This is a genomic window from Pseudomonas sp. KCJK9058 (assembly GCF_046230975.1).
Lineage (GTDB): Bacteria > Pseudomonadota > Gammaproteobacteria > Pseudomonadales > Pseudomonadaceae > Aquipseudomonas > Aquipseudomonas alloputida.
On record NZ_JBJJLR010000058.1, the window covers coordinates 1 to 20,611 of the forward strand.

The 20,611-nt window shown below is 64.6% G+C and carries 7 protein-coding genes; 2 read left to right on the forward strand and 5 right to left on the reverse strand.

The window, feature by feature from the left end:
• Positions 1–13,792, reverse strand: a 13,792-nt coding sequence (locus ACK59Z_RS22880) for a non-ribosomal peptide synthase/polyketide synthase (protein WP_409293696.1), incomplete at its 3' end; no start/stop codon positions are given.
• Positions 13,793–14,040: 248 nt separating this feature from the next.
• Between ACK59Z_RS22880 and ACK59Z_RS22885 the strand changes: the two genes are divergently transcribed.
• Positions 14,041–15,237, forward strand: a complete 1,197-nt coding sequence (locus tag ACK59Z_RS22885) for a PepSY-associated TM helix domain-containing protein (RefSeq protein WP_409293698.1) — start codon at positions 14,041–14,043, stop codon at positions 15,235–15,237.
• Positions 15,234–15,776 carry a hypothetical protein gene (locus ACK59Z_RS22890; protein ID WP_004573639.1) on the forward strand — a complete coding sequence of 181 codons (543 nt, stop codon included), beginning with the start codon at positions 15,234–15,236 and terminating at the stop codon, positions 15,774–15,776. Before ACK59Z_RS22885 ends, ACK59Z_RS22890 begins: the two co-directional genes overlap by 4 nt.
• Positions 15,777–15,804: 28 nt before the next feature.
• Here the strand turns inward: ACK59Z_RS22890 and ACK59Z_RS22895 are convergent, their stop codons facing one another.
• The 4 genes from ACK59Z_RS22895 to sucC form a co-directional block, all read right to left on the reverse strand.
• Positions 15,805–16,554 carry a DUF599 domain-containing protein gene (locus ACK59Z_RS22895; RefSeq protein ID WP_003254200.1) on the reverse strand — a complete coding sequence of 250 codons (750 nt, stop codon included), beginning with the start codon at positions 16,552–16,554 and terminating at the stop codon, positions 15,805–15,807.
• Between the two features lie 235 nt (positions 16,555–16,789).
• The gene (gene brnQ / locus ACK59Z_RS22900; protein ID WP_003254201.1) at positions 16,790–18,103 is read right to left on the reverse strand and encodes a branched-chain amino acid transport system II carrier protein; all 1,314 of its coding nucleotides are present in this window, start codon (positions 18,101–18,103) and stop codon (positions 16,790–16,792) included.
• 403 nt (positions 18,104–18,506) lie between these two features.
• Entirely contained in the window at positions 18,507–19,391 is an 885-nt protein-coding gene (gene sucD / locus ACK59Z_RS22905) for a succinate--CoA ligase subunit alpha (protein ID WP_003254203.1), read from the reverse strand.
• The gene (gene sucC, locus ACK59Z_RS22910) at positions 19,391–20,557 is read right to left on the reverse strand and encodes an ADP-forming succinate--CoA ligase subunit beta (protein ID WP_003254205.1); all 1,167 of its coding nucleotides are present in this window, start codon (positions 20,555–20,557) and stop codon (positions 19,391–19,393) included. The genes sucD and sucC overlap by 1 nt, the downstream gene beginning before the upstream one ends.
• Positions 20,558–20,611 lie beyond the last annotated feature (54 nt).

Sequence of the window (20,611 nt, forward strand, 5' to 3'; positions counted from 1 at the left end):
GTTGCGCATCGAGCAGCGTCAGGCTGCCCAGCGCCTGGTGCGCCGAGGCCTCGACAATCTGCTCCAGCAACTGTCGCAGGTGCCCAGCCAGTTGCTCGACCTGCACGGCAGCGAAGCAGCCACGGTCGTAACCGAAGGTCACCGACAGCGTCTCGCCCTGGTTGACCGCCAGGGTCAATGGGTAGTTGGCCTGCTCATGGTTGTGCACCGCATCGAAACGCAGCCCCTCGGGTGCCGTTTGCTGGAGGATCTCCGAGACCGGGTAGTTCTCGAACACCATGATGCTGTCGAACAGCCCCTCGCCGCCGTGACCGGCCCAGCGCTGGATCTCGAACAATGGCGTGTGTTCGTGTTCACGCAATTGCAGGTTGAGGCTTTGCAACGCTTGCAGCCATTGCACCACGGGTTGTTCCGGGCGCGGGCTGGCAACCACCGGCAAGGTGTTGATGAACAGCCCGATGTGCGCTTCGACGCCGCGCAGCTCGGCAGGACGGCCTGCTACGGTGACACCGAATGCGACCGCCGCCTGCCCGGTATAACGCTGCAACAGCAACAACCAGGCCCCTTGCATCAAGGTGTTGAGCGTGACCTTGTGCTGCCGGGCAAAATCGCTGAGCTGGCGGGTTTGCTGGCGATCACGCAGCAGGACAACCTGCCCCTGCCCGGCCATGCCGGCTTCGGCCAATGGCTCGCCGGTCGCCAGGCTGCGGCTAAGCAGTGTGGGCTGTTCCAGGTCTGCCAGGCGGGCTTTCCAGAACTGCTCGCTGGCCTGCGCATCCTGGCGCTGCAACCAGCCGATGTAATCGCGGTAGCGCCCTGCCGGCGCCGCTGGGCGAGGCTCGCCGCGGGCCTGGGCGCCGTATTGTTCGAGTACCTCCCCCAGCAGCTGCGAATAGCTCCAACCGTCCATGAGGATGTGGTGGTTGGTATCGATCAGGTGGTAGCGATCGTCGCCAATGCGGATGACCTGGATGCGCTGCAGCGGCGCCTTGCCCAGGTCGAACCCGCGCAGGCGTTCGGCGTTGGCCAACTGGTCGAGCGCGGTGGGCAGCTCCCGCCGCTCGCGCCAATCCTGGTACACCAGCGCCACGGCCAGGTGCTTGTGGATCACCTGCAACGGTTGCTGCTGGCCCTGCCACAGCACACTGGCGCGCAGCACCTCGTGGCGGTCGTAGACTGCCTGCCAGGCGGCCCGCAGCCGTTCGGCATCCAGCCCCTGCACATCGGCACGCATCTGGTTGATGTAGTCACCGCTGCCCTGCTCGTACAGCGAGTGGAACAGCATGCCTTGCTGCATCGGCGACAGCGCGTAGATGTCTTCGACTTGCGCCGCCGGTACCGGCAACGCATCGAGCTGGGCCTGGCTGAGGCCCGCCAGCGGGAAGTCCGAAGGTGTCATGCCCTGTTCACCGGCCTCGTTGGCCTGCAGGCAATGCTCGACCAGGCTGCGCAGCTCGCGCCCGTAATCGTCCGCCAGGCGTTGCACGGTCTGTTCGTCAAACAGGTCGAGGCTGAACGTCCAGCCCATGCGCAGCTCACCGCCATAGACCTGGCCATTGAGGCTGAGCCAGTTTTCCAGCGGCGCGTCAGCGCTCTGCTCGGCGCCGACGCCCAGCCGTGAAGGTTGCAGCAAGGCATCACCGGCGCCATCGAAGCTGGCGTCGAACTGCCCCAGGTAGTTGAAGGTGATGCGTGGTGTTGCCAGGCCTTGCAGGGCCTGACGCTGCTCGTCACTGCCAAGGTAACGCAGCACACCGTAACCCAGGCCTTTGTTGGGGATGGCGCGCAACTGCTCCTTGACCTGCTTGATCGACGCGCCCAGCTCGCCCTCGACGCGCAGGCACACCGGGTACAGGCTGGTGAACCAGCCGACGGTTCGGCTGAGGTCAAGGTCGGCGGACAGTTCTTCGCGGCCATGCCCTTCCAACTGAATCAGCGTCGCGGCCTGGCCGCTCCAGCGACCCACCACGCGCGCCAGCGCAGTCAGCAGCAAGTCGTTGACCTGAGTACGATAGGTGGCCGGAGCCTCTTGCAGAAGCTGCCGGGTCACTTCGCGGTCAAGTTGCGTGCTGACCGTGCGCGCACGTCGGCGTTGTTGCCCGGCGCCCGGGTGGTCGCAGGGCAGCTCGGCGTGGTCGTGCTGCAACTGCGCCTGCCAGTACGCCAGCTCGCTGCCAAGCCCTGCGCTGCCAGCATAGGCTTGCAACTGCCCGGCCCAGTCCCTGAGCGAACTGGTCTTGGCCGGCAGCACCACCGCTTGGCCCGCCACGCATTGACGATAAGCACGCTGCAAGTCTTCCAGCAGAATTCGCCAGGACACCCCGTCGACCAACAGGTGATGGATCACCAGCAGCAAGCGCTGGCACTCGCCCGGTTGCGTTACCAGCACCGCACGCACCAGGTCGCCGCTGCCCAGGCACAGGCTGGCCTGGGCCTGATCGCACAGTGCCTCCAGCGCCTGCGCATCGGCACAGTCACGCTGCCACAACAGCGCGTGGCGCACGTGCGCTTCGCCGAAGCTGGCGCGCCAGCCCTGTTCGCTTTCGTCGAACTTCAGGCGCAAGCCGTCATGGTGTACCACCAACTGGTGCAGGGCGTGTTCCAGCCGGTCGGCATCCAGCGGCTGCAGGGCGTCCAGCAGCACCGACTGGTTCCAGTGATGGCGCTCGGGAATAGCCAGCGCGAAGAATTCGGCCTGGGCCGGCAGCAGGTGCAGCTCACCGCTGACCGGGCCCTGGTCGATCTGCTGCTGAGCGGCACCCCGCCGAGCGACACGCGCCAGGCCCTGCACCGTTTGCTGCTCGAAAACATCTTTGGGGCTGAAGGCGATGCCGGCCTGGCGGGCGCGCCCGACCACCTGGATGGAAACGATCGAATCGCCACCCAGTTCGAAGAAGTTGTCGTCCATCCCCACCTGCTCAAGCTTGAGCACGTCCTGCCAGATCGCGGCCAGCTGCTGCTCCAGTTCACTGCGCGGGGCAACATAGGCCTGGCGTGCCTGACTCATGTCCGGCAGCGGCAGCGCCTTGCGGTCTACCTTGCCGTTCGGCGTCAACGGCAGGCGCGCCATCAGCACCCAGTGCACGGGTACCATGTAGTCGGGCAGACGGGCTTTCAGGCTGGCTTTGAGCTGTTGCTTGAGCGCGTCGGCAACCACAGCGTCATCCGCCACGCAATAGGCCACCAACTGCGGCCCGTTGGCGCCGGGCTGGGCCATCACCACCGCCTCGCGTACCTGATCGCTGTCGAGCAACGCGGCTTCGATTTCGCCCAGCTCGATACGGAAACCGCGGATCTTGACCTGGTGATCGACCCGGCCGACGTACTCCAGCACGCCGTCGGCACGGCGCCGGGCCAGGTCGCCAGTGCGGTACAGGCGCTCGCCGGGCGCCCCGCAAGGGTGCGGAACAAAGGCCTGGGCAGTACGCAGTGGGTCGCCGACATAGCCACGGCCCACGCCGGTTCCTGCCACGCACAGCTCTCCGGTGACGCCCAGCGGCGCCAGCTCCAGCGCGGCGTCCAGCACATACAGGCGGTTGTTGTCGGTGGGGCTGCCAATGGGCAGGTACACGCCTTGCGTGCTCGCCAGGTCGACGCGGAAGAACGCCACGTCATCGGAACATTCGGCCGGCCCATAGGCATTGACCAGCCCGACATCGGGATAGCGCTGCAACCATTGACGAGCGAGCTCCGGCGCCAGCGCTTCGCCAGTGGGCAGCATCCAGCGCAGCGACGGCACGGCAATGGCCGGGGCCTGGAACATACCCTGGATCAACGACGGCACACTCTCGAGCACACTGATGCGCTGCTCGCGCACCTGCTGCAGCAAGGCTTCGGGATCATGGGCCAGTTCGTTTGGCACAATCTGCACACAGCCGCCAAACAGTGGCGCTGCAAGGAACTGCCACACGGAGATGTCGAAGCTCTGCGACGCGGTCTGGGCGATCACGTCGTCCGGCCCCAGGCCCAGGTAAGGCACCTTGCTCAGCTGGTTGTTGAGCATGCCCGCCTGCTCGACCATCACCCCTTTGGGCTGCCCGGTCGAACCCGAGGTGTAGATCACGTACGCCAGGTGCTGCGGGCCACTGTAGCGCTGCGGATCGTGCTCGGCGCTGCCAGGCCGGTCGAGGGTTTCCAGCACCAGCAGCTGCGGCCGCCGTGCTTCGTCCAGTGCGTCCAGCAAGGCCTCGGCCTGCGCCTGGCAAGCCTCGGTGCAGAGCAACACCGGGGTGCGGCTCAAGGCGACGATATGGCTCAGGCGTTGTTGTGGCAGGCCAGGGTCCAGTGGCAGGTAGCCGGCGGCGGCCTTGAAGGTGCCCACCATCATGCCCAGCAGCTCAAGGCTGCGCTGCGCCAGCAATGCCACTGGCTGGTCAGGCCCGACCCCCAGCGCAATCAGCCCATGGGCCACACGGTTGGCACGGCGGTTGAGCTCGCTGTAGCTGTACTGCCGGTCGCCGCAGCGCGCAACGACCGCCTGCGGGGTACGGGCCACCTGCGCTTCGAACAGCTCGGCATAACTGTGCTGCAGCGGGTAATCGGCAGCCGTCTGGTTGACGTGCTGCAACAGCCCTTCGCGGGTGGCAGGGGCTACCAGGCAGAACGCGCCCAGGCAGCTGTCCAGCGGCAAGCTCAGGCACTGCTGCAGCACATGCTGGAAGTTGTCGGCCAGCGCAGCCAGCGCCGGGCGCTGCAGATGCTCCAGCGCATGGCTGTAGTGCAACTGTAAGGTCTGCCCTTGGCTGATCGACAAGGTCAGCGGGTAATGCGTCTGTTCGCGGCTGTAGACCTCGCCGAAGCTCAAGCCTGCCGGGGCACCCTGCTGCAGCGCTTCAGAAACCGGGTAGTTCTCGAAGACCAGGATGTTGTCGAACAGGGCCTCGCCGCCCTGCCCGCTCCAGCGCTGGATGTCGAACAGCGGGGTGTGTTCGAACTCGCGCATGGCCACGTTCTGCGCCTGCAGCTGCTGCAGGAATTGCGCGAACGGCAGCTGCGGGGCCGGGCTGGCAGTGACTGGCAAGGTGTTGATGAACAGGCCCACTTGCTGCTCGATGCCCTTGAGCGCCGCCGGGCGCCCGGCAACCGTGGCCCCGAACGTGACGCTGTCCTGCCCGGTATAGCGTTGCAGCAGCAACAGCCAGGCACCCTGCAGCAAGGTGTTGAGGGTGACCTTGTGTTGGCGCGCCAGTGCCACCAGTTGCCCGGTGGTGGCGGCATCGATCACCTGCACATGCTCGGCGTAGCCCTGCTCGGCTTCGGCCTGGGCCTCGTAGGCAATGGCCTGCGCCAGGCGGGTGGGCCCTTGCAGGTCGCGCAGACAGTCTTTCCAGAACGCTTCACCGGCAGCGGCGTCCTGCCGGCCCAGCCAGCCGATGTAATCGCTGTAGCGGCTGGTGACCGGTGGCAATGCCGAGGGCTGCCCGTCGCCCAGCAGGGCGTACTGGTGCAGCACTTCGCCCAACAGCTGGGAGTTGCTCCAGCCATCCATGAGGATGTGATGGCTGGTATAGAGCAAGTGCTGTCGAGCCGGACCGGTGCGCACCAGCGCCAGGCGCAGCAACGGCGCCTGGCTGAGGTCGAAGCCCTGCTGGCGCTGGTCGAGCGCCAGTTGCTCGAGGGCAGCCTCAAGGCCTTCGCGCACCTGCCAGTCGTGCACCACGAACGGCAGTTCAACGTGTTTGCGTACCACCTGCAGGGCCTGCTCGTGTTCCCAGTGGAACTGCGTGCGCAAGATATCGTGGCGCTGCAGTACAGCCTCCCAGGCACGGCGGAAACGCTCGACATCCAGGCCGTCGACATCGACGCGCATCTGGTTCACGTAATCCCCCGCCTGCTGCTCGTACAAGGCGTGGAACAGCATGCCCTGCTGCATCGGCGCCAGCGGATAGAGGTCGGCGATCTCGGCCGCGGGCACTGGCAGTTGGTCCAGCTGGGTCTGCGACAGGCGCGCCAGCGGGAAGTCGGACGGCGTTACACCGCACACCCCCGGTGTGCAGCAGTGCTCGATCAACACCTGCAACTCGCGGGTGTAATCTGCGGCCAGGCGCTCAAGGGTGGCGCTATCGAACAGCTCGCGACTGAACGTCCAGCCCAGGCTCAGCTCACCGCCGTACACCTGGCCATTGAGGCTCAACAGGTTGCCCAGCGGCGCCTGCGCGTCGTGATCGGCGCCCTTGTCTTCCTTGGCTGGCACGAACAGCGCTTCGGCCTGATCGAAGCTGCCATCGAACTGGCCCAGGTAGTTGAAGGTGATTTCCGGCAGCGGTGCCTGGCCCAGTTGCTGGCGCGCCTCGGCGCTGCCCCATTGGCCCAGCACCCCGAAACCGATGCCGTTGTCGGGAATGCTGTGCAGGTGCTGCTTGACCTGCTTCAAGGTGTGGGAACGCTCGCTGGGCACCGCCAGCTTCAGCGGGAACACCGTGGTGAACCAGCCGAGCGTGCGGCTGAGGTCCAGGTCGTCGAACAGCGCTTCACGGCCATGACCTTCCAGCAGCACCGACACTTCGTCGCGCCCGGTCCAGCCGGCAATCACCCGCACCAAGGCTGCCAGCAGCAGGTCGTTGACCCGTGTGCGGTAGGCGGCCGGCGCCTCGCGCAGCAGCCGCTCGGTCCATGCCCGGTCCAGGCGGCTGTAAACCGTGTGGGCGTGGCACTGCTGATTGGCTGCGGCCAGGTCGCTGACCTGCCGACGTGGCAGTGCGGCGCGCCCCTGCAACTGCTCGCACCAGTAGCCAAGCTGGCCCTGCATGTGCGCTGCATGCCCCTGCAAGCGCTTGGCCCATGCCTGCATGGAATGGCTCTTGGCGGGCAGGTTCGGCTGGTTACCCGCAAGCACGGCAGCGTAGGCCTGTTGCAGGTCCTCCAGCAGAATGCGCCATGACACCCCATCCACCACCAGGTGATGAACGACCAACAGCAAGCGCTGGCTGCCGTCCGCCAGCGTTGCCAGCAAGGCACGCAGCAATGGCCCGTTCTCCAGGTCAAGGCTGCGCTGCGCCTGCTCTACCAAGCTTTGCAACGTACCTTCGTCGGCCACCGCGGCCTGCCATAGCAGCGCCACCTGGGCGCACTGGGCAGGGCTGCGGTAGCGCGCCTTCCAGCTGTCATCGGCGGGCGCAAAGCTCAGGCGCAAGGCATCATGGTGCTCGACCAGGGCGTGCAGGGCCTGGTCCAGGTCAGCAGCGTTCAAAGGCTGCCGTGGTTCAAGCAGGATCGACTGGTTCCAGTGGTGACGTGCCGGAATCTCCTGGGCAAAGAACAGCTGGTGCACCGGTAGCAGCACCTGCTCGCCACTGAGCGGCCCCTGGTCGGCTTGCACCTCGCATGCGCCGACCTGGGCAACGCTGGCCAGTGCGGCCACGGTCTGATGCTCGAACAGATCACGGGCACTGAACAGCAGGCCGTCCTGACGCGCCCGACTGACCAGCTGGATCGAGATGATCGAGTCGCCCCCGAGCTCGAAGAAGTTGTCACTCACGCCCACCTGCGGCAGCTTCAGCACGCGCTGCCACAACGCGGCAAGACGCTGCTCCAGGGCATTGCGTGGCGCCACGTAGGCCTGCTGCAGGGCGCTGAAGTCGGGTGCCGGCAGTGCTTTGCGGTCGAGCTTGCCGTTGGGCAGCAACGGCAGTTGCTCAAGCACCAGCCAGTGGGTCGGCAGCATGTAGTCCGGCAGGCTCTGGCGCAGCGCCGCCTTCAGCTGCTCGCGCTGCTCGCGCTGCTCGGCCGGCCCGTGTGCGGCAATGCTATCGGCCAGCACCAGGTAAGCCGCCAGCTGCTTGCCGCTTGGGCCGTCGACGGCTACCACCACGGCCTCGCGCACCTCGGCGCAGGCCAGTAGGCACGCCTCGATTTCGCCCAGTTCGACACGGAAGCCGCGGATTTTTACCTGGTTATCGATCCGCCCCAGGTAATCGAACTGCCCGTCGGCGCGCAGGCGAACCTGGTCACCGGTGCGGTACAGGCGCGCACCCTCGGTGCCAAACGGGTCGGGCACGAAGCGCTCGGCCGTCAGCCCCGGGCGCCCCAGGTAACCGCGGGCCAGGCCGGCACCGCCCAGGTACAGCTGCCCGGCCACGCCTGCTGGCAGCAGGCACAGGGCGGCGTCCAGCACACACGCACTGCGCTCGCCGACAGGCTGGCCGATCGGTGCATAGGCGCTGTCGCAATGATCCCCGGCGCGGGTACGCCAGACCATCGGCGTGACCACGGTCTCGGTGGGGCCATACCCATTGATCATCACCAGGGGTTGCAGGCTTTGCTGCACCCGCTCGTAAGTCGCCCGCGGCATGGCATCGCCGCCAAAGCTGTAAAGACGAACCGGTGGAGGGTTACCGGCATGCGCCGCATGCTCGGCCAGCTGTTGAAGGTAGGCCGGCGGGAATCCGGCCATGGTCACCCCATGCCGGCGTATCTCCTCGTAGGTGCGCTCGGGGCTCCACAGCTCATCGTCGCGCAGCAGCAGGCTGCCACCCATGACCAGCGAAGTCAGCCAGCGTTCATGGGCACCGTCGAAGGCAAACGACAGGAAATGCAGCTCACGGTCCGCCGGGGTCATTTCGTACCATTGGCCAGTGGCCAGGCAGTGCATGGCCAGCGGCCCGTGTGCGACCGCCACGCCTTTGGGCTGGCCGGTAGAACCCGAGGTGTAGATCACGTAGGCCAGGTTTTGCGGGCTCAATGCCACGGTGGGCGCATGGTCGGCGCCCGGCTGCTCAACCCGTTGGTCGAGCAGCAGCGTACGCATGCCGGCCGGCACTTCCAGGCCTGGCAGCACCCGGCTGTGACTGAGCAACAGGTCGATGCCGCTGTCCTGCATCATGTAGGCCAGGCGCTCTGCCGGGTACTGGGGGTCCAGCGGCAGGAACGCGCCACCGGCCTTGAGAATGCCCAGCAAACCGACAACCATGTCGAGCGAACGCTCCAGGGCGATGCCCACCAGCACGTCGGGGCCGACACCCAGCGCCCGCAGGCGGTGTGCCAGCTGGTTGGCCCGGGCCTCAAGCTGGCCGTAGCTCAGTTGCTGGTCGCCGATCAGCAGCGCTACCGCTTGCGGTTGGCGCCGGGCCTGCTCGGCAATCAGCTGGTGAACCGCCGCCGGCGCGGCCGCGAGCCCCGCCTGTTGCCAGCCCTGCAACAGGGCCGCCTGCTCCTGCGGCGCCAGCAACGGCAGCTCGCCGACAGCCTGGGCTGGGTCGGCGGCCAGGCCGCGCAGCAAGTTGCACCAGTGCTCAGCCATGCGTTGCAGGGTAGCGGCTTCGAACAGCTCGGCAGCGTAGAGGAACGACACGTTGATCGCCGCGTCGGTCTCCAGCGTTTCCAGGGTCAGGTCGAATTGCGCGGTGCCACCCTGCAGGGTCATTTCCTCGGCATGCAAACCTGCCAGGCTGGTGCTGCCCACCTGCTGGCCGGCAATGCTGAGGTGGTTGTACATCACCTGGAACAGCGGGTTGCGGTCCAGCGAGCGTTGCGGATTCAAGGCTTCGACCAGGCGGTCGAACGGCAGGTCCTGATGCGCCTGGCCGGCCAGCGCCGTGGCCTTGACCTGGCTGAGCAGCGCCGCGCCGCTCATGGCCGGGTCGACTTCGACGCGCATGACCAAGGTATTGACGAAAAAGCCCAGGACGTTTTCCAGCTCTTGCCGGCTGCGGTTGCTCACCGGTATGCCGATGCGCACATCGGGTTGTTCGCAGTAGCGTTGCAACAACAGGGCAAAAGCGCCGAGGAACAGCTGGAACAGGGTCAGCTCATGCTCACGTGCCAACTGCCGCAAGCGCTGCGCCAGTTCGCTGTCCAGGGCGAACGCGACGCGCCCCAGACGGTGGTCTTTCAGCGCGCTGCGCGGGTGGTCGATTGGCAGTTCCAGGATGGGCTGCTCGCTTCCCAGCTGCCCGCGCCAGTAGTCCAGCTGGCGCTGGAGCTCGCCCTGGTCGAGCCAGTGCTTGTGCCAGGCGGCGTAATCGGCGTACTGGATCGGCAGCTTGGCCAATGCCGGCGCCTCGCCCCGGTGCAGGGCCTGGTACAGGGCAACGAACTCACGCACCATCACGCTCATCGAACCACCATCGGAAATGATGTGGTGCAAGGTGACCACCAGCAACTGGTCCTGCTCGCCCAACTGCAGCACCTTGGCGCGCCACAACGGGCCGGTGCCCAGGTCGAACAGCCGCTGGGTCTCGGCCAGTACCTGAGCCTGTATCTGTGCCAGCTCGGCCGTTGCTGGCAGTCGGTCCCAGGTTAGCGGTAATTCACCCGCAGGCTGAATGCGCTGCAGCAACACGCCATCGCGCTCGACGAACGTCGTGCGGAAGGCTTCATGGCGTTCGCAGAGGATCGCGAAGGCCTGGGTCAATGCGGCACGATCCAGTTCGCCACGCAGGCGCACGACCATAGGTGTGTGGTAGGCGGTGCTGTGCGGCTGCATCTGCCAGAACAGCCATTGCCGCTGCTGGGCGTGCGACGCGACCAGGGGCTGGTCACGCGGCACCGCTGCGATCGGCTCGACGTGCTGCGCGCCAGCGCCCAGTACCTGTTCGACAAAGCCCTGTAGCGAGTTGCTTTCGAAAAGGCTGCGCAACGGTACGTCACGCCCCAGGATGCGCCGGACCCGGGCGATGATCTGCGTCGCCAGCAGGGAATGCCCACCCAGGGCGAAGAAGTTGTCGTCAAGCCCTACCTGGGCGACGTTCAGCACGTCCTGCCAGATCAGCGCCAGCTGCTGCTGCAAGGTGGTCTGCGGGGCACGGTAGGCCTGTGCCGGGCCTTCGTCAGGCACCGGCAAGGCACGTAAATCGAGCTTGCCGTTGAGTGTCAGTGGCATGCCGGGCAATGCCATGAAGCGGCTCGGCAGCATGTAGTCCGGCAACTGCCTGACCAGCGCCGCTTGTACGTCGGCAAGCACCTGCGGGGCGTCGGCCTGGCTATCGGGCACCACGTAGGCGACGATACGGGCCGCGCTGCCGGTGCCGTGGATAACGGCCACGGCGTCGTGCACACGGGGCTGGCGCTTGAGGGTGTCGGTGATTTCACCCAGTTCGATGCGGTAACCGCGAATCTTCACCTGATGGTCGACCCGCCCCAGGTAATCGACCTGGCCGTTCGCCAACTGCCGCGCCAGATCGCCGGTACGGTACACGCGGCTACCGGCGACCCCGAACGGGTTGGGCACGAAGCGTTCAGCGGTCATCGCCGCGCGGCGGTGATAGCCTCGCGCCACCCCTGCACCGGCAAGATACAGTTCGCCCTGGCAACCGGTGCTCAGCGGTTGCAGCGAAGCGTCCAGCACATAAGCCTGCATGTTGGCCAACGGCCGCCCAAGCGGCGCACGCCCGGTCGCCGGTGGCGCCTCGACCGCATCAGCGAGCGCGCCCACGGTGGTTTCGGTTGGGCCGTAATGGTTGAACAGCGTGCAGTGCGGGGCCAGCTGCGCCAGTTGTGCCATCAGCCCGGCGGGGCAAGCCTCGCCGCCCAGCACCAGCGCACGCTGCGGCAGTGCCCGGGCCGGGTGCGGGCCATCGAGCAATGCCTGCAGGTGGGAAGGGACAATTTTCAGCACGTCCACGGCGTGTGCGTGCATGTAGGCGGCGAAGCGCTCGGCGTCCAGGCTGATGTCCAGGGCAATCACATGCAGGCAGCTGCCGCTGCACAGTGCGCCGAACAGGGTGGTATGGCCAAGGTCGGCCGCCAGCGTGGAAACCACCGCCATGCTCGCGACCCGGCCCAGCGCCAGGCGCTGCAAGGCCGCCTGCACGTAGTTGGCCAGGGCGCCATGGCTGATGGTGACACCCTTCGAACGCCCGGTAGAGCCCGAGGTATAGATGACATAGGCCAGGTTATCGGCATTCAGCTGTGCAGGCGGAGCCGTCGTACTGAAGCGCGCCAGCTCCTCTGCTGCCTGGTCGAGCACCAGGTAGCGCACTTGTGTGTCCTGCGGTAGACGGGGCAGCAGCGCCTGCTGGGTCAGCAGCAGTTGAACACCGCTGTCGTCGAGCATGTAGGCAAGCCGCTCTTGCGGGTATTCGGGGTCGAACGGCACATAGGCACCGCCGGCCTTGAGGATGGCCAGCAGGCCAACGATCATCTCCACCGACCGTTCGACTGCAATACCCACCCGTACTTCAGGCCCGACGCCCCACTCGATCAGTTGGTGTGCCAGCCGGTTGGCATCGGCATCGAGTTCGGCATAGCTCAGTTGCCGGTCGCCGAACACCAGTGCCGGGGCCTGCGGCTGCTGCGCCACCTGCGCGGCGAACAGCGCAAGTATGTTGTCGACGGCGAACTCGCTGGCGGCCGGTTGGCTGGCCTGCAGCAGCCGCTGCCGCTCGCCGGCACCCAGCAGCGGCAAATCGCCGATGGCCGCCAGCGGGTCGGCGGCCATGGCCTGCAACAGGTTCAGCCAATGGCTCGCCATACGTTCGATGGTGGCCGTGGTGAACAAATCGCGGGCATAGGTGAAGGCGGCCTGCACCTGGCCATCGCGCTCCACTGTATCGAGGGTGAGCTCGAACTGGACACTGCGCTCGTGGCGCTCCAGCACGTGCAGCTCAAGGCCTGATTCGCTGCGCAAGGCGCCGATGTCGGCGACGTTCGCCTGATGGTTGTGCAACACCTGGAACAACGGCGTGTGGCTGAGGCTGCGCTCGACTTGCAGGCCTTCGACCAAACGCTCGAACGGCAAATCCTGGTGGCTCTGGGCCGCGCGGGTGGTTTCGCGGATATCGGCCAGCAATTGGGCGACGGACATCTGCGGGTCGAGCTCGGTGCGCAACACCTGGGTGTTGACGAATACGCCAATCAGCCCCTCGACTTCTTCGCGATTGCGGTTGGCGACCGGCACCCCGACACGGATGTCCTGCAGGCCACTGTAATGTTGCAAAAGCAGCTTGAAACCGGCCAACAGCACACTGAACAAGGTGACCCCTTGCTGACGCGCCAGGCCCGCGAGGCGCTCGCTCAGGCCCTGTGGCACCGCGATGGGCAGGCGCTGGCCCTGGCGGCTGGCATGCAGCGGGCGCGGGTAGTCGGCAGGCAACTGCAATACCGGGTGCTGGTCGCCCAGCTTGGCCTGCCAGTAAGCCAGCTGTCGCGCCTGCTCCCCGGCCTCCAGCCAACGCCGCTGCCACAGCGCATAGTCACTGTACTGGATCGGCAACTCAGGCAGCACCGGCACCTGCCCGCGAACCAAGGCGTCGTAGCCGTGGACGAATTCCTGGATGAGCACGTTCATCGACCAGCCGTCGGCGACGATATGGTGCAGGGTCAACAGCAGCACATGCTCCTGTGCCGCCAGCTTCAACAAGCGTACGCGAAACAGCGGGCCCTGCTGGAGGTCGAAGGGCAAACCGGCTTCGTCCCGCACCGCCTGCGCGACGGCGGCGTCGCGGGCCTCGGCGGCCAGCGCCTGAAGGTCGTGTTCTTCAATGACGATGGCCGCTGGCTGCACCACTTGCACCACTTCGTCACCCTGGGTCTGGAACACAGTACGCAGGGCCTGGTGACGCTGCAGTACCTGCTCGAACGCGCGCTGTACCGCCGAGGTGTCCAGTGCCCCTTTCAGCACCACCGCACTGGGCAGGTTGTAGGCGGCACCGTGTGGGTCCAGTTGCCACAGAAACCACATGCGCTGCTGGGCATAGGACAGTGCATGGCGATCGTCGACGGCGACGTCCGCAGGGATCGGGAATTGTGAAAAGTCGATACCCTCGCTGGCCAGGGTTTCGAGAAACAGCCGCCGCTTTTCCACCGGCAGCTCAATGAAACGGCGGGCGAGCTTCAGGGACTTCTCAACATTCATCGGGTTTCATCCGTGCACATGGGTTTCGAGTAACAACTCGGCTATCCCTACGAAACGGATGGAACACCGGGAAAATTAACCCGTCACGGCCACCGGCAAAGGCAGGCTCAGCGGGGGCCTGGGGTTCGCCATGACAGACGGTTTTCCGGTTTGCCTGCCCTCGCGCGTCATAAGGGTACCGGCGGGATTTTCCTCATACCGCGAGGGATCGACGCGCAAGCCACCCAAACCACAAGGCACCGGCCCCTATGTCCAAAAAGTCACGCTCGAAACTCTGGTTCCTGGTTCACAGCTGGCTGGCCCTGCCCATCTGGTTCTTCGTGCTGATCGTCTGCTTCACCGGCACCCTGGCAGTGGTCAGCCAGGAACTGGTGTGGCTGGCCAAACCGGAGATACGCGCGGCGAAGCCGAGCGATGATGCGCCACTGCTGACTTACGACCAGGTGCTCAAGGCCCTGCGTGAAGCCCGCCCCGATCTGGATGTGCAATACATCATGCGCCCGGACGAGTCGCACTTCGCGCTGCAGGTGCAGGTGGTGCAACCGGACAACACCACCCAGAACCTCTACGTGAACCCCTATACAGGCAAGATCCAGGGCATCAGCCCTTCCTTCGACTTCCGCCAGTTCACTCGCGCCTTGCATGGCTGGTGGCTGGTACCTTTCGGCAACGGCTACCCGTGGGGGTGGTACCTGGTCTCGCTGCTGGGCTTGCCGATGCTTGCCTCGCTGGTCACCGGCCTGGTCGTCTACAAGCGCTTCTGGAAAGGCTTTCTGAAACCTACCCTGCGCTTTCGCCAAGGTGCGCGCATCTTCTGGGGTGACTTCCATCGCCTGAGCGGTATCTGGTCGATCTGGTTCATTGCCGTGATCGCGATCACCGGCACCTGGTTCCTGATCCAGGCGTTGCTGGCCGACAACCACATCTCGATCTCAAGCCGCGACGTCCCCGCCGTGGTGGCCCGCGAGGACGTACCGCTGCTGCAGGCTGGCGAAGCGCCCCGGCTGGTCAGCCTGGAGCATGCCATCGAAACGGTGAAGGCGCAGATCCCCGGCTTCGAGGCATCCTTCGTGCGCCTGCCCGGCAATGCCTATGACACCTTCAACATCCGTGGCCGCGGCTGGTACCCGCTGATGTTCCAGAGCGCCAGCATCAACCCGTACACAGGCGTGGTCGCCACCTCGCACACCCTGGATGATCGCACGTCGCTGGAGTTCGTCACCGAATCCATGCGCCCGTTGCACACAGGCGACTTCGGCGGGCTGTGGGTCAAGATGATCTGGTTCGTTTTTGGCCTGATGCTGACCTTGATGGTGCTCAGCGGCCTGTTGATCTGGAGCAAGCGCACCGCACAGGCCACTGCAGCCGCACTGAAACGCAAGCCGCGCAGCGCACCAACGGCCAACGCCGCGCAAGACGCCCACCTGCCGGAGACCGCCCGATGAGCCGAGCCACCACCACCGACGCACCTTCGGCCTCACGCCGCCTGTGGCTGAAATGGCGCTTTCACCTGAACATCCTGCTGATACTCATCCCCTTGGGGTTCATGCCCAGGTATTTTGCCGACCAGGCGTTGTTCAAAGGTGAAGCCGGGCTGGGTGAGCGTGAGGCGGGTGTGGTCGCAGTGGGCCCATGGAGCCTGCGCCTGGCCGAATTCCGTGCGTCGGCGCCCCGCCAGGAAGGCCCGGCCGGGTATTTCAAGAGTTTCAGTGCGGCGCTGTGCAACCACTGTATCGGCGAAGTGAAGGCCACCTACCTGCGGGTGGGTAAGCCACGCAGCCTGCGCGCGGCCGGGAGCATCTTCTTCGGTTCACCCTACAGCATGGGCGCTTCCGTCCCGGTTCCGGCCAAGACCCGACCCAACGCTGAATTGTGGATCACCATGGAAGGCTGGGATGGCAGCGTGCACCAGGCTTCGATTCCCCTCAGCCAGGCCTCGCCGGCGACAGTTGCCTGGCTGCAGGCGCAGGTTGGCAGCCGCTAGACAACCCGGCGGCGCCCCCCTGATCGGGTCAAGCGTTGCCAGCGGCGCTTTCCTTGCCCGCGTCCGTGGGGGCGCTTTCAGTGGGCGTGAAGACCATCACTTCCAGTACATCGGAATGGAACTCACGGCGGTACAGGATCAATACCACGCCCACACTCACCACCATGAATAACCAAGGGCTGATGAACCAGGTCAGCATGGCCATGCCGAAGTAATACGAGCGCAGGCCGAAGTTGAACTGGTTGGCGGCCAGTGACAGCACCCGCGCCGCGCGGGAGGCGAACGCCTTGCGCTCCAGCTCATTGACCAGCCGTTCACCGATCATCGGCGCCGACCCCACCAGCACGGCGGCAAAGTTGTATTGGCGCATGCACCAGCTGAACGTGAAGAAGGCATAGACAAATACCATGGCCAGGCACAGCAGCTTGATCTCCGACATGCCCTGGGATGTTTGCTGAACCAGCGGCAGGTCGGCCAGCAACGACAGTGCCCGGTCGGAGGCACCGAGCACGGTGAGGATGCCAGCCAGAATGATCAGGGTGCTGGAGGCAAAGAACGAAGCGTTGCGCTCCAGGTTACCGATCACGCTGGCATCAGCGATGCGGTTGTCGCGCAGCAGCATGCGGCGCATCCAGTCTTCGCGGTACAAGTGCAGCACACTGGCCAGGCACGCGGTGTCGCGCCCCTTCCAGATCGCATAGCGGGTATAGCCACCCCAGCACAGGGCGAACCAGGCGATGGCCAGCAGGTTGTTGAGGTTGCTTTGGATGAAGTTCATGCAGGGTTACCGAAAGGGCCATGTGCCTAAAGGATAGGGACCGGATTTCGACGCTGGCAAGCGGCAAAAGGCACACCTGCACACTGAAAAATGCATTACCTGCTGCGAAGCGGCCGAAACAGGCAAACAGCAAAAAGCCCCGCATCCTTTCGGAGACGGGGCTCTCTTGTTTTCACCCTTGGCGGGCACCCTTCGGCTTGTGGCCGGTGCCGCCCTCAGGCTTCGACTTGTCCGGTCAGGCCAGCGCCTCGCGCGGCTTGCCGAGCATGCGGTCGCAGGCCACGGCACCCACCAGGGTCACCACCGAAGGTACCAGCCAGGCCATGCCGGCATCACTCAATGGCAGGTGCGCCATGAAGTCTGGCAACACGTGGGCAAGGCTGCTGCCCTTGATCGCATCGACCATGCCGAACAACAGCGATACCAGCATCACCGGTGCCAGGATGCGCGTTGGCGAGTTCCACAGGTCTTTCACGAAGCTCAGGCCAACCACCACGATGCACGGCGGATAGATGGCGGTGAGCACCGGGATCGAGAACATGATCAGCTTGGTCAGGCCAAGGTTGGAAATCAGCAGCGAGAAGCCGGCGAGGATCACCACCAGCGCGCGGTACGACAGCGGCAGGATCTGGCTGAAGTACTCGGCGCAGGCACAGGTCAGGCCAACCGCGGTTACCAGGCAGGCCAGCGCGATCAGCACGGCCAGGAAGCCGCTGCCCAGGGAGCCGAAGGTGTGCTGTACGTAGGCATGCAGCACCGCCGCACCGTTGGTGGCGTCCGCCGCGATGTCGTGGCTGGTGGCACCCAGGCGGAACAGGCTGATGTAAACCAGGGCCAGCCCGACACCGGCGATCAGGCCGGCGATGATGGCGTAGCGGGTAATCAGCCTCGGCGACTCGACACCGCGCGAGCGAATGGCATTGACAATGACGATACCGAACACCAGGGCACCCAGGGTATCCATGGTCAGGTAGCCATCGGAGAAGCCCTTGGAGAACGCAGCGGCGGCATAGGCAGGCTGGGCGTCACCGATGGTACCGGCGGGCAAGGCGAAGGCAGCGATGCCCAGTACGGCCAGGGCAATGATCTTCAACGGTGCCAGGAAGCGGCCCACGGTGTCGAGCAACTTGCCAGGGTACATGGACACGGCCAGCACGACGATGAAGTACACCAGGCTGTAGATGAACAGCGCCAGCGGGCTTTCACCGGTCAGCGGTGCAACGCCCACTTCGAACGACACGGTCGCGGTACGCGGGGTGGCGAACAGTGGGCCTACCGACAGGTAGCACACAGCAGCCAGCAAGCCACCGAAGAACTTGCCGATCGGGCTGCTCAGGGCATCCATGCCGCCACCGACCTTGGCCAGGGCGACCACGGTGATGACCGGCAGGCCGACGGCAGTCACCAGGAAGCCCAGTGCAGCCATCCATACATGCGGGCCAGACTGCAGGCCGACGATAGGCGGGAAGATGATATTGCCTGCACCCACGAAAAGCGCAAACGTCATAAAGCCAAGCGCCAGGATATCCTGGCCTTTGAGAACTTTCATTTAAGGTAGTACCACACTGCTGAAATCGGGATTCGAGAGGGGATTTCCCTTTGGGTAAGGGGAAATGCTGCCCGGCTTGATAGGCCAGACCCGTTTAGCGTGTCGTTCCCTTTTGGGGTACGGGCACAGAGTGAACGCGTAATGTAACTGTTTTGTCAGTCAAACGCACTGGCACAGTGCTGCTTGTCCGATGTGCGTACATGTTTGTCGTCTGCGCGACCGAGGACAGCAGGCATTATCCTCGGATTGAAACATTCGTCTGTGTGAAAATTCCTATTAAACCTGTCGAAGAATCTCTATCGCCAGCACCGGCCTCTTCGCGGGTAAACCCGCTCCTACGAACCCCACATACGACAAAGGCCACCCGAAGGTGGCCTCTGTGCGCGTGGGGGGTGTAGCAGTATTACTTCTTGGCTTCCCAGCCAGTCAGCTCGGCCAGGGCCTTGCCGATGTCAGCCAGCGAACGCACGGTTTTCACACCCGCGTCCTGCAGGGCGGCGAACTTCTCGTCCGCAGTACCCTTGCCACCGGAGATGATGGCGCCAGCGTGGCCCATGCGCTTGCCCGCAGGTGCGGTAACACCGGCGATGTAGGAAACGACAGGCTTGGTGACGTGGGCCTTGATGTAGGCCGCAGCTTCTTCTTCAGCCGAACCGCCGATCTCACCGATCATCACGATCGCTTCGGTCTTCGGGTCTTCCTGGAACAGCTTCAGGATGTCGATGAAGTTGGAGCCCGGGATCGGGTCACCGCCGATGCCGACGCAGGTCGACTGGCCGAAGCCGGCGTCGGTGGTCTGCTTCACAGCTTCGTAGGTCAGGGTGCCGGAACGCGAAACGATACCGACCTTGCCTGGCAAGTGGATGTGGCCTGGCATGATGCCGATCTTGCACTCGCCCGGGGTGATGACACCTGGGCAGTTAGGGCCGATCAGGGTCACGCCCAGCTCGTCGCACTTGACCTTGGCATCCAGCATGTCCAGGGTAGGAATGCCTTCGGTGATGCAGACGATCAGCTTGATGCCGCCAAAGGCAGCTTCCAGGATCGAGTCTTTGCAGAACGGAGCCGGTACGTAGATGACCGAAGCGTCAGCGCCGGTAGCTTCCACGGCTTCCTTGACGGTGTTGAACACCGGCAGGCCCAGGTGGGTGGTGCCACCCTTGCCTGGGGTTACGCCGCCGACCATCTTGGTGCCGTAGGCAATGGCCTGTTCGGAGTGGAAAGTACCCTGCGAGCCGGTGAAGCCCTGGCAGATGACTTTGGTATCTTTATTGATCAGGACGCTCATTACTTGCCCTCCGCAGCTTTGACAACTTGTTGAGCAGCGTCGGTCAGGCTGGTTGCCGCAATGATGTTCAAACCGCTTTCTGCCAGTACTTTAGCGCCCAGTTCGGCGTTGTTGCCTTCGAGGCGAACGACGACCGGAACTTTAACGCCGACTTCTTTCACTGCACCAATGATGCCTTCGGCAATCATGTCGCAGCGAACGATGCCGCCGAAGATGTTGACCAGAACGGCCGCGACATTGCTGTCGGACAGAATGATCTTGAACGCTTCGGTAACGCGCTCTTTGGTAGCACCACCGCCAACGTCGAGGAAGTTGGCCGGCTTGCCGCCGTGCAGGTTGACGATGTCCATGGTACCCATGGCCAGGCCGGCACCGTTGACCATGCAGCCGATGTTGCCTTCAAGGGCAACGTAGTTCAGTTCGAACTTGGCAGCGTGGGCTTCACGGGCGTCGTCCTGCGACGGGTCGTGGAAGGTTTTCAGCTTCGGCTGACGGTACATGGCGTTGGCGTCGATGTTGATCTTGGCATCGAGGCAGTGCAGGTCGCCATCGGCCTTGATCACCAGCGGGTTCACTTCCAGCAGCGCCAGGTCATGATCCTTGAACAGCTTGGCCAGGCCAACGAAGATCTTGGCAAACTGTTGAACTTGCTTGCCTTCCAGGCCCAGCTGGAAAGCCAGCTCGCGACCCTGGAACGGCTGAGCGCCGACCAGTGGGTCGATGGTGGCCTTGAGGATTTTCTCAGGCGTTTCGTGAGCGACTTTCTCGATGTCCACGCCACCTTCGGTGGAAGCCATGAACACGATACGGCGGCTCGAACGATCGACTACAGCGCCCAGGTACAGCTCTTTGGCGATGTCAGTGCAGGATTCGACCAGAATCTTGGAGACGGGTTGACCGTTGGCATCGGTCTGGTAGGTAACCAGATTCTTGCCCAACCACTGTGCAGCGAACGCCTTGGCGTCTTCCTTGCTGCGAACCAGCTTTACGCCGCCCGCTTTACCGCGACCACCCGCGTGAACCTGGGCTTTTACAACCCACTCGTTCCCGCCGATCTTGTCGCAGGCTTCTGCAGCTTGCTCAGGGGTGTCGACTGCGAAACCCTTGGAAACTGGCAGGCCGTACTCAGCGAACAGCTGCTTACCCTGATACTCGTGAAGATTCATGCTTTTTACCGTCTTCGTTAGGTACTGCGCTTCGGCGCTGCGCCATCGGTGGCG

Excerpts from the sequence above, each read along its gene's own strand:
- sucD (WP_003254203.1), bottom strand. The coding sequence starts at position 19,391 with ATGAGCGTCCTGATCAATAAAGATACCAAAGTCATCTGCCAGGGCTTC.
- ACK59Z_RS22885 (WP_409293698.1), top strand. The coding sequence starts at position 14,041 with ATGTCCAAAAAGTCACGCTCGAAACTCTGGTTCCTGGTTCACAGCTGG.
- sucC (WP_003254205.1), bottom strand. The coding sequence starts at position 20,557 with ATGAATCTTCACGAGTATCAGGGTAAGCAGCTGTTCGCTGAGTACGGC.
- ACK59Z_RS22895 (WP_003254200.1), bottom strand. The coding sequence starts at position 16,554 with ATGAACTTCATCCAAAGCAACCTCAACAACCTGCTGGCCATCGCCTGG.
- brnQ (WP_003254201.1), bottom strand. The coding sequence starts at position 18,103 with ATGAAAGTTCTCAAAGGCCAGGATATCCTGGCGCTTGGCTTTATGACG.
- ACK59Z_RS22890 (WP_004573639.1), top strand. The coding sequence starts at position 15,234 with ATGAGCCGAGCCACCACCACCGACGCACCTTCGGCCTCACGCCGCCTG.